Annotated in this window: 10 protein-coding genes; 5 read left to right on the top strand and 5 right to left on the bottom strand. The window is 30.9% G+C overall.

From position 1 onward, the window contains the following. Positions 1–739: 739 nt before the first annotated feature. The 5 genes from thrS to JAO71_RS08270 all read left to right on the top strand — a co-directional run bounded on the left by thrS (position 740) and on the right by JAO71_RS08270 (position 4933). Complete coding sequence (gene thrS, locus JAO71_RS08290) at positions 740–2674, top strand: threonine--tRNA ligase (RefSeq protein ID WP_116824422.1); 1935 nt, start codon at positions 740–742, stop codon at positions 2672–2674. Between the two features lie 70 nt (positions 2675–2744). Then, positions 2745–3254: a translation initiation factor IF-3 gene (gene infC, locus JAO71_RS08285; protein WP_261975673.1), complete on the top strand. Its 510-nt coding sequence runs from the start codon at positions 2745–2747 to the stop codon at positions 3252–3254. 62 nt (positions 3255–3316) lie between these two features. Then, positions 3317–3514, top strand: coding sequence for a 50S ribosomal protein L35 (rpmI, locus tag JAO71_RS08280; protein WP_028289873.1), 198 nt, complete (start codon positions 3317–3319; stop codon positions 3512–3514). A gap of 111 nt (positions 3515–3625) precedes the next feature. Further along, positions 3626–3970 carry a 50S ribosomal protein L20 gene (gene rplT, locus JAO71_RS08275; protein ID WP_028289874.1) on the top strand — a complete coding sequence of 115 codons (345 nt, stop codon included), beginning with the start codon at positions 3626–3628 and terminating at the stop codon, positions 3968–3970. A 159-nt stretch (positions 3971–4129) separates the two neighbouring features. Continuing rightward, positions 4130–4933, top strand: a complete 804-nt coding sequence (locus tag JAO71_RS08270) for an HAD family hydrolase (RefSeq protein WP_203000170.1) — start codon at positions 4130–4132, stop codon at positions 4931–4933. 1 nt (position 4934) lies between these two features. Here JAO71_RS08270 and JAO71_RS08265 read toward each other — a convergent pair whose 3' ends face one another. The 5 genes from JAO71_RS08265 to dnaB all read right to left on the bottom strand — a co-directional run bounded on the left by JAO71_RS08265 (position 4935) and on the right by dnaB (position 10352). After that, positions 4935–6011 carry an adenylate/guanylate cyclase domain-containing protein gene (locus JAO71_RS08265; protein ID WP_203000168.1) on the bottom strand — a complete coding sequence of 359 codons (1077 nt, stop codon included), beginning with the start codon at positions 6009–6011 and terminating at the stop codon, positions 4935–4937. 10 nt (positions 6012–6021) lie between these two features. Continuing rightward, positions 6022–6291 carry an EF-hand domain-containing protein gene (locus JAO71_RS08260; RefSeq protein ID WP_203000166.1) on the bottom strand — a complete coding sequence of 90 codons (270 nt, stop codon included), beginning with the start codon at positions 6289–6291 and terminating at the stop codon, positions 6022–6024. A gap of 140 nt (positions 6292–6431) precedes the next feature. Continuing rightward, positions 6432–7616 (bottom strand): asparagine synthetase B, encoded by a 1185-nt coding sequence (locus JAO71_RS08255; protein ID WP_394370845.1) that lies wholly within the window; start codon positions 7614–7616, stop codon positions 6432–6434. Positions 7617–7760: 144 nt separating this feature from the next. Continuing rightward, a complete protein-coding gene (locus JAO71_RS08250; protein ID WP_116824418.1) occupies positions 7761–8795 on the bottom strand; it encodes an AI-2E family transporter in 1035 nt (344 codons plus the stop codon). A gap of 21 nt (positions 8796–8816) precedes the next feature. Then, positions 8817–10352, bottom strand: a complete 1536-nt coding sequence (gene dnaB, locus JAO71_RS08245; protein WP_028289880.1) for a replicative DNA helicase — start codon at positions 10350–10352, stop codon at positions 8817–8819. Between the last annotated feature and the right edge of the window lie 8 nt (positions 10353–10360).

Genomic DNA, 10360 nt, shown 5'->3' with positions numbered 1-10360 from the left:
ACTAATATGCTTAACAATTAAAGTTGTTTAAAAATACTCAAAATGGTTTATTCTCTTGTTTGAATTAAATCGTTTCCAATTTAATTCTTACGCTGTCAATTCAATATGTTTATGAACTTTTCTGTATCTCTTAAGATGTTATTTCCTTAAGCGGGTGCAAATATAATTCGCTTTTTTCAATCCCACAAGCTTTAAATGAAAAAATATTTTTTTTTATTTTAAAACTCTCAATAACTACTTTTAGAACGTTTTCCTAAAACTAATAACTTTTAAAAGGTTACGTCGTTTTCGGGGTGCAAATATACAACCCTTTTCCATTCTACCAACACTTATTTTAATCTTTTTTTAATTTAATTTTAATATTGCTTTTTAATAGCTTGTAATCAGCTGCTTATACCCTTGAATTTTATTGTGTTTTTTTAATAATATCCTTGGATGATATGTCAGCGTTTTGCTACTTTGAAATTGTGTTTTCTGATTGTCAACGCGTTAGGGATAGAACAGTCTGTTTGAGCTCTTTTTTGTATTCCGGTCTTTATTATATAAAATTATACTTTTAATATGGAAATAGACCTTTAATGTTGCCATCTACTTTAATAAAAAAAGCGAGTAGTGATAGCCCGACCCTTGGGGAACGCCATTATTGTTTTAAATATTAAAAATTTATTGTGTAATACTTATATGTAGTATTGCTAGTCTATTAATATCATATTATATTTGTGACTTAATTTTGATATTGATGATAAAAATAACTTTACCTGATGGTAGTGTAAAATCCTTTGAACAAGGTAGCACTCCAATGGATGTCGCTAAGAGTATTAGTGAGGGATTGGCTAGAAATATTATTTCGGCAAGTTTTAATGGTTTAACGGTTGAAACCTCGACCAAATTAACCACTGATGGATCTCTTGTACTTTATTCTTGGAAAAACGACGAAGGGAAAAAAGCTTTTTGGCATAGTTCTGCTCACGTATTAGCTCAAGCTATTGAAGAGTTATACCCAAAAAGTAAATTAACTATTGGTCCTGCTATTGATAATGGTTTTTATTACGATGTTGATTTTGGTGATGAATCTATAAGTGATAAAGATTTTAAAACTATTGAAAATAAAATGTTAGAGATTGCTAGAGGTAAACATGAGTTTGCTATGCGATCTGTAACTAAAGCTGATGCTTTATCATTATATAAGGACAATGAGTATAAAACTGAATTAATTGAAAACCTTGAGGATGGGACGATAACGTTTTGTGACCACTCAACGTTTACAGATTTATGTCGTGGTGGACACATACCAAATACTGGGATTATTAAAGCTGTTAAGATTTTATCTGTTGCAGGAGCTTACTGGAGAGGTGATGAAAATAAGCCACAATTAACTAGGGTTTATGGTACATCGTTCCCTAAACAAAAAGAATTAACAGAATATCTTGCGTTATTAGAGGAAGCTAAAAAACGTGATCATAGAAAACTAGGAAAAGAACTTGAACTTTTCACTTTTTCTCAAAGAGTTGGTCAAGGTTTACCTTTATGGTTACCTAAAGGAGCTGCTTTAAGAGAGCGTCTAGAAAACTTTTTAAAAGAAGCGCAGAAAAAAGCAGGATATGAAATGGTTGTTACGCCACATATTGGACAAAAGGAACTATACGAAACTTCTGGTCACTATGCAAAATATGGTGAAGATAGCTTCCAGCCAATAACTACTCCCAAAGAAGGTGAAGAGTTTTTATTAAAACCAATGAACTGTCCACACCACTGTGAAATTTATAACAGCGCACAATGGTCTTATAAAGATTTACCAAAACGTTTTGCAGAATTTGGTACTGTATATAGATATGAACAAAGTGGAGAATTACATGGTTTAACAAGAGTTAGAGGTTTTACTCAGGATGATGCACACATATTTTGTACACCTGACCAATTAGATACAGAATTTAAAAATGTTATTGATCTAGTATTATATGTGTTTGGATCTTTAGGTTTTGAAAACTTTACAGCTCAAGTCTCTTTACGTGATCCTGAAAAACCAGAGAAATATATAGGAAGTATAGAAAACTGGGAAAAAGCAGAACAAGCCATAATAAATGCTGCTAAAGACAAAAATTTAAATTATGTTATAGAAACTGGTGAAGCTGCTTTTTATGGTCCTAAGTTAGATTTTATGGTAAAAGATGCTTTGGGTAGACAATGGCAATTAGGAACTATTCAGGTGGATTATAACTTACCAGAACGTTTTGACCTTACTTATAAAGGAAGTGATAATGAATCACACAGACCAGTAATGATACATCGTGCTCCTTTTGGAAGTCTTGAACGTTTTATAGCCATTTTACTTGAACATACAGGTGGTAATTTTCCGCTTTGGTTAATGCCAAATCAAGTTTCTGTGTTAACTCTTAGCGAGAAATACGAGAAATACGGAGAAAAAGTTTTAACTTTGCTAGAAAATCACGAAATTCGCGCACTTGTAGACAATCGTAGTGAAACTATTGGTAAGAAGATAAGAGAAGCAGAAATGAGCAAAACACCCTATATGATTATTATAGGTGAGCAAGAAGAGGCAGAAAACAAAATATCTGTAAGACAACATGGTGGAGAAGATTTAGGCACGATTAGTGTAGATGAATTTGCAGAAATTGTCAAAACAGAAATAAATAAGACGAAAAAACAATTTTAAAATAAAGTTTAACTAAAATATAAAAGTCATAGCAATACGTAGAAAAAGATCAAGAGGTCCAGCAAGAATCATTAAGGAAGATCAACACAACATTAATGGGAAGATTAGAGCAGAAAAAGTGCGTCTAGTTGGAGATAATGTTGAAGTAGGAATTTATACCGCAAAACAAGCAAGAGAATTTGCCAGAGAGCAAGAACTTGATTTGGTAGAAATTTCGCCCAAAGCCGATCCTCCAGTATGTAAAATAATGGATTACAAGAAGTTTCTTTACGAACAAAAGAAGCGGGAAAAAGCATTAAAATCTAAGGCTACAAAAGTTGTTATCAAAGAAATTCGATTTGGTCCACAAACAGACGACCATGATTACGAGTTTAAAAAGAAACACGCCGAAAAATTCTTAAAAGAAGGTGCAAAGTTAAAAGCCTTTGTTTTCTTTAAGGGAAGATCAATAGTGTTTAAAGAGCAAGGACAAATATTATTATTACGTTTAGCTCAAGATTTGGAAGAATTTGGAAAAGTAGAACAAATGCCAAGACTTGAAGGAAAACGTATGACAATGTTTATTGCTCCTAAAAAGTAAATAAATACTGAAGAGATCAGTATTAAAATATTATAAGCGAAATAATAAAACTAGGAAACAAAATGCCTAAAATGAAAACTAAATCTAGTGCTAAGAAGCGTTTCAAGCTAACTGGTACTGGTAAGATTAAAAGAAAGCACGCGTTTAAGAGTCACATCTTAACAAAGAAGTCTAAAAAACGTAAGCTTGCTCTAACGCACAGTGCATTAGTACACAAAGCGGATGAGAACAATATTAAAGTAATGATGCGTTTAAAGTAACATTACCTTAATTGGTTACAAATTATTTATAAACCCTGGAGTTAGGCAAACTAAGATTTACAAAAAGTGTTAATTATTTTAACCGCCTACTACAAAAAAACAATTTAAATTATGCCTAGATCAGTAAATTCTGTTGCCAAAAGAGCCAGAAGAAAAAAGGTGCTTAAACAAGCAAAAGGTTACTTTGGACGTCGTAAAAACGTTTGGACAGTAGCAAAAAATGCGGTTGATAAAGCGATGCAATATTCGTATAGAGACCGTAGAAATAAAAAGAGAACTTTCCGTGCATTATGGATCACGCGTATCAACGCAGGAGCTAGATTACATGGAATGTCATACTCACAATTTATGGGAAAAGTAAAAGCTAATAATATCGAATTAAACCGTAAGGTTTTAGCTGATTTAGCAATGAACAACCCAGATGCTTTTGAAGCAATTGTGAATAAAGTAAAATAAAAGGCATTTTGCCATTTGTATAACAATACTTCGCTTATAACATAGAAAATCCGATTCTTAATTGAATCGGATTTTTTTATGCTTTTGAATATAACTTAACTATTAAAATTACTATAAATCAAACAATAAATTTAGTTTTACAGTATTATATAAAAATTTATGAAATTAAACCAAGTTAAATTAATTGTTTCAGACCTAGATGGTACTTTATTAAATTCTAATCACGAAGTTAGTAAAGAGTTTTTTGAACTATTTAAAATTTTGAAAGCAAACAATATATTATTTGTAGCTGCTAGTGGACGACCATATTATAGTATGGTTGAAAAACTTGGTGCTATAAAAGACGATATTATAATTGTTTCTGAAAATGGTGGTTTAGCTATAAAACAAGATGACTTATTTATATCTAATACACTAGAGTCAAAAAACTTAATAACTATTGCTAATATAGTTGAAAGTATTCCTGAAGCTCATCCTGTATTTTGTACACAAAACAAGGCCTACGTTATAAGTAAATCTGATAAATTGATGGATTTATTAAGTGAATATTATACAAACTATCAGTTTATTGATGATGTTAGTCAAATTAAAGAAGATGTGTATAAGATTGCTTTATTTCACGAAAAAAGTAGTGAGCAATTTATTTATCCTAAAGTTAAGCATCTTGAAGCTGATTTTAAGGTGAAGGTTTCTGCTAACCATTGGGTAGACATTTCTGAAAATATAGCTAATAAGGGTTATGTTATTAACCATATTCAAAAACTATATAATATTACACCAGATCAAACGATGGTTTTTGGGGATTACAACAATGATTTAGAAATGTTAAAACTAGGACATTTTAGCTATGCTATGGAAAATGCTCATCCAAATGTAAAGGCGGTTGCTAACTATTTGACAAAAAGTAATAACGATAATGGTGTAGAAATTATAATTAAACAACTAATTGAAAGTTTAACATAACCTATGTATTAATTGAAAATAGGTTGAGCTCCTCCTCTTTTCCTCTTAATGCTATGTTTCCTATAGATTCGATCTTATAGTTAGTTAAATTTAATTTTCGTAATAAATACTCTGAAATTAAAAGGTTTTGATTGTATTTATTACATTCGCCTTGTATTCTTGCAGATGTATTAATGACGTCTCCATGATAAGCAATTTCTTTTTTAATAGTTCCAACTTCTGTTACTATTAGTGTTCCGCCATGTAATCCTGCTTTAAATTTGGGCAATAATCCAAACTTTTTTAAGTAGATCTTTTGATTTTTCACTAACTTATTCTGAAATTTATAAAACAATTCAACACAATTATTTTGTTTTATCCCTTTATCAAATGTCCAACTAAGAACAGCTTCATCACCAACATATTGATAAATATTAGCATCAAATTTGTTTATTACAGTATTTAAATCGTAAAAACATTGTTGAATTAATTGACTGTATTTATAATGTCCTAATTGTTCGGCTATGGTTGTAGAAGCTTGCAAATCCAGAAACATGAAAATACGACGTTCTTCTCTTGGTTTTTTATATTTTCCAATTAATTGATTAATTAAAACACCATGACCAAAATTTTCTTTTGCAATTTTCAAAAATGAAAATATTAATGAACAAATATTAAAATACAAGACTACAAGCCAAAATACTTTATTTTGTATCCACCAACCTGGTTCACTTGGAAGGTTTCTGTCAATTTGAACTTCTATTAAGCCTACTATAAAACTTGTTGAAAGTAATAATAAAACTAAATATACTATTGATTTAATTAAGATTAATAAGCCTGTTGAAAATTTATAAATCAATAACTTATCAGATATAAACTCAATTATTCCATAAAAAAAACCAACTAGTGCTCCTACTAAAACACTAAAATGCAACCATTCTGTTATTGGTATAACCTCGTCATAATTACTTACAAATGCCTTCCCTCCTTCTGTTCCTACTTCGAAATAACGAATGGTAATGAATAGACAGAATGATAATATCCAAAAGATTATAGTTACTATTTGTAATTTAAAGAATTCTATTATTGCTTGTTTCAAGAGATAATTTTTAAAGTGCTATTTCGTCAATTGCTGTTTTAAATTCTGACCAACTTATTAATTGATCACCATCTACATCATAACCTTCTATTAATTTTGAAGCGACTATACCTCTAATAAAGCCACTAATTTCTGCTTCTTGTAAAAGGTTTTTAATTTCTGATTTTGATAATTTTTTATCACCATTTTCATCAAAAAAATCGAATGCGTTTTTTGGTGACTCAAAGTGATTGGTTAATAATATTTCTATTTTTTTAAGAATTTGGTCTTTTGTGGACATTAACTATAAATATAAGGTATTATTACTTTTTATTTAAAACTAAACGTTGGCGTATTTTGCGTTAAGGATGGAAAGGTTTGTTTGAGCTCCTCGCAGAGAGCGAGCCTTGAGAGCCTGACCCTTGTGGTAACGCCCAAAAATTAAGTTTTTTGTTTTTTCTTTTTAGCTGCTGGAAATAAAACATTGTTTAAGATTAACCTGTAACCTGGTGATGTTGGATGTAATTCAAGTTCGGTTTTTGGATCTCCGACTTGGTGCGTATAATCTTCTGGATCGTGTCCTCCGTAAAAAGTAAAGAAACCTTTACCTTTTATTCCATGTATATATTTAGCTTCTCCATTGGTTTTATTTTCACCCATAATCAAAACATTTGATTTTATTTGATCTCTAGTAAAAGAGGTTGTTTGTCCCATAAAACCTTTTACCAAAGCAGTATGGTTTTGACATAACATGGTTGGAATAGGATCCCATTTTGCAGAGAAATCCATAAGAGAGAAATAATCAGTTTCTTTTGGAATTTTGCGTTTCATGGTCATGTCTATACTAGAAAACTCATAAACTACTGGACTGCGCTCTAAAGTGTAATCTTTAAAAGCAAAGGTTTGAGAAAAATCTATTTTTGATTGGTAATTATTATCGCTTCCATCACCATCAAACATGGGTTCGCAAATGTCTAATAATTGAACTGAAAGTGCGATATCAAAACTCTCGGTCGCACTACACATGGCAAACATAAATCCGCCACCAACGACATAGTCTCTAATTTTTAATGATACGTCTCGTTTTTCTTCAGAAACTTTACTGTAACCTAATTTTGTTGCTAAAGCTTCAGCATCTTGTTTTTCTTGAATGTACCATGCTGCTTGGCGATAACGACCATAAAATTTACCGTATTGTCCTGTAAAATCTTCGTGATGTAAGTGTAACCAATCGTATAATAAAAGTTCATCTTTTAAAACTTCTTCATCATAGATTGTTTCGTAAGGGATTTCGGCATAGCTTAAAACCATTGTTACTGCGTCATCCCAAGGTAATTTACCTTTTGGCGTATAGACAGCTATTTTAGGTGCTTTTTCTAAAACTACAGCTTCCATGTTTTTACTTGGGCTAGCAATTTCTTGAAGAATTTGTTGTGTTTTAGTGTCCGAAATAACTTCAAAGCTTACACCTCTAATTTGACATTCGCGTTGTATTTCTGGACTATCTGGAACTAAAAAAGAACCTCCTCTATAATTTAGTAACCATTTAACTTTAACATTTTTATTTAACGTCCAATAGGTTATTCCGTAAGCTTTTAAATGATTTTTTTGCGTCTCTGCATCCATAGGAATTAGGATGTAAGATGCAAATAATTGATTTACAAATAGAAACAGGATTATAAATACTGCTAATTTTTTCATTTAAAAAGTGATTTAATAAGTATGAAAGATACTTAAAAATGTCACTTATTAAAAGGGATTAATATTAAATTAACTTGGTGAACCCGATAGTAAATCCGAAATAATTTTTGTTCTAGGAAATTGCTCCAAAATAATTTTTAAAAACACTGTAATAGGAATAGCCATAATTAAACCTGGAATACCCCAAATAAAACCCCAAAACATAAGCATTACCAAAACAGCGATTACATTAATTGAAAAGGATTTACCCATAAAAATCGGCTCTAAAATACTACCATACAATACTTGTGTACCTGTAATAGATAGTACAAAAAACAATAATTTACTTGAAGTTTCAAGCTCAACAAATGCGAAAATTGAAAGCAATATAACCGTTATAAAAGATCCTACCATTTGTACAAAATTGATTAAAAAAGCAAATAAACCCCAAAATATTGGGAAGCTTACATCAAAAAAGTAACAAGCAACACCTGTAAACACTCCTGTTAAAAAACTGACTAAAAATTTAACTTTAATAAACTTAATCAAGTCTTTTTCAATTTTCATAAATGTTTTTATAGAAGTATGTTTTTTTCTTAATATTGTTCGGTTAATAAGTTGTTCCACATTTATGGACTCAGCTAACCAAAGGACAACAAAAAAGGTTGTCATTAATAAGGCTGTTAAAAATTTACTTACAAAACTTAATGTTGGTGACAAGTTGTCTAACAATGCATCTTTATTAACTAACCTTGTTAAAGATTTACTACCTTCTACCTTTTGAACACCAAAAAATCCTTCTATATTATCTACTAATGTGTTTATTTTGTCTTCTGCTTTTACAAAAAACTGAGAGTCTGAAGTTAAAATCTCTCTACTTGACAACTTAACAAGCTCAACACCTACTTTAACACCCAAAGCTATTACCAATAAAACGATTACGACACTTACAGATTTTGGTAATTTACGTTTACGTAAAAAACGCATAAAAGGTAAAAATAGCAATGCAATAAACATTGAGAATACTAATGGTACGAATATAAAAGATAATACTTTTAGTAAATAGAATATAATTGGTATTACAATTATTAAAAGTAAATAATTAGTTGTTTTGATTTTATCCATCAAAGTAGTAGTTAATTTGTATTAAAAAGGTACATCATTATCATCAGGCTCTGGTGCTCCGAAAGCATCACTTGCAGATGGGAAATTATCTGGTGCAAATGTATTATCATTTGCTGCTTCATTCATTTTACTATGAAACTCTTGACCAAAGGGTGTATCAAAATCATCCAGGTTATCAAACTTACCTAAATGACCTATAAACTTAAGTCTAATGTTTTCCAAACCACCATTACGGTGTTTTGCTACAATAAATTCACCTTGGCCTTCGGTTGGAGAATGTTCATCATCATCCCATTCGTCAATTTTATAATATTCGGGTCTGTAAATGAAACTAACAATATCTGCATCCTGCTCAATCGCACCAGATTCACGTAAATCGGATAATAAAGGTCTTTTACTTCCACCACGTGTCTCTACAGCACGAGATAATTGCGATAATGCAATTACTGGAACACTTAATTCTTTTGCTAATGCTTTAAGGTTACGAGAAATTGTAGAAATTTCTTGCTCTCTGTTTCCACCATTACCAGCAGCTGTCATAAGTTGAAGGTAATCAATCATAATCATTCTAATACCATGTTGAGAAGCCAAACGTCTAGCTTTTGCACGTAAATCGAAAATAGATAAAGATGGTGTATCATCAATAAATAAAGGTGCTTTTTCTAGAGCTTTAACCTTAACGTTTAACTGTTCCCATTCATGTTTTTCTAGTTTACCTGTCCTTAACTTTTCTGAAGACAAACCAGTTTCACTGGATATTAAACGTGTAATTAATTGTACAGATGCCATCTCTAATGAGAAAAAAGCAACTGGCATATTAGAATTTACAGCTACATTTCTAGCCATAGTTAAGGTAAAAGCTGTTTTACCCATACCTGGACGTGCTGCAATAATAATTAAATCACTGTCCTGCCATCCTGAAGTTAACTTATCTAATTTATTAAATCCAGAAGGTACACCACTCATACCCTCTTTTTTAGAAATCTCTTCAATCTTTTTCTTGGCCTGAATTACAAGATCCTGAGCAGTTTCGCTGGATTTTTTAATGTTACCTTGTGTAACTTCATACAATCTAGATTCTGCTTTATCAAGTAAATCAAAAACATCTTGAGTTTCATCATAAGCTTCTTCAATAATTTCAGAAGAAATTTTAATTAAACTTCTTTGAATAAACTTTTGAAGAATAATACGAGCATGAAACTCGATGTGAGCAGAAGAGGAAACTTTTTGGGTTAATGATATTAAGTAAAAATCTCCTCCAGCTTGATCTAATGTTGCGTTTGTCTTTAATTGGGTTGAAACTGTTAATAAGTCAATAGGTTGACTTTCTTGAAACAACATAAAAATGGCTTCAAAAATAAGTTTGTGTGCTTCTTTATAAAAAGCATCAGCACTTAAAATATCGATAACTTCATCTACCCCTTTTTTATCAATCATCATAGCACCAAGTACTACTTCTTCTAAATCTAAAGCTTGAGGCGGAATCTTACCTTTTTCAAGGTTTATAATGGTACTCCTGTCTACTTGGTAGCCTTTTATTTGATTAGGTTGCTTCATTTATTGAT

Source organism: Olleya sediminilitoris (assembly GCF_016785945.1).
Taxonomy (GTDB): domain Bacteria; phylum Bacteroidota; class Bacteroidia; order Flavobacteriales; family Flavobacteriaceae; genus Olleya; species Olleya sediminilitoris.
The sequence above is the reverse complement of the archived record's forward strand: the minus strand, read 5'-3'. Positions and strand labels throughout refer to the sequence as shown.

What these genes read in the sequence shown, in the direction of transcription:
- JAO71_RS08255 (WP_394370845.1), bottom strand. Translation starts at nt 7,616, where the DNA reads ATGGATGCAGAGACGCAAAAAAATCATTTAAAAGCTTACGGAATAACC.
- JAO71_RS08260 (WP_203000166.1), bottom strand. Translation starts at nt 6,291, where the DNA reads ATGTCCACAAAAGACCAAATTCTTAAAAAAATAGAAATATTATTAACC.
- JAO71_RS08250 (WP_116824418.1), bottom strand. Translation starts at nt 8,795, where the DNA reads ATGGATAAAATCAAAACAACTAATTATTTACTTTTAATAATTGTAATA.
- rpmI (WP_028289873.1), top strand. Translation starts at nt 3,317, where the DNA reads ATGCCTAAAATGAAAACTAAATCTAGTGCTAAGAAGCGTTTCAAGCTA.
- JAO71_RS08270 (WP_203000170.1), top strand. Translation starts at nt 4,130, where the DNA reads ATGAAATTAAACCAAGTTAAATTAATTGTTTCAGACCTAGATGGTACT.
- rplT (WP_028289874.1), top strand. Translation starts at nt 3,626, where the DNA reads ATGCCTAGATCAGTAAATTCTGTTGCCAAAAGAGCCAGAAGAAAAAAG.
- dnaB (WP_028289880.1), bottom strand. Translation starts at nt 10,352, where the DNA reads ATGAAGCAACCTAATCAAATAAAAGGCTACCAAGTAGACAGGAGTACC.
- thrS (WP_116824422.1), top strand. Translation starts at nt 740, where the DNA reads ATGATAAAAATAACTTTACCTGATGGTAGTGTAAAATCCTTTGAACAA.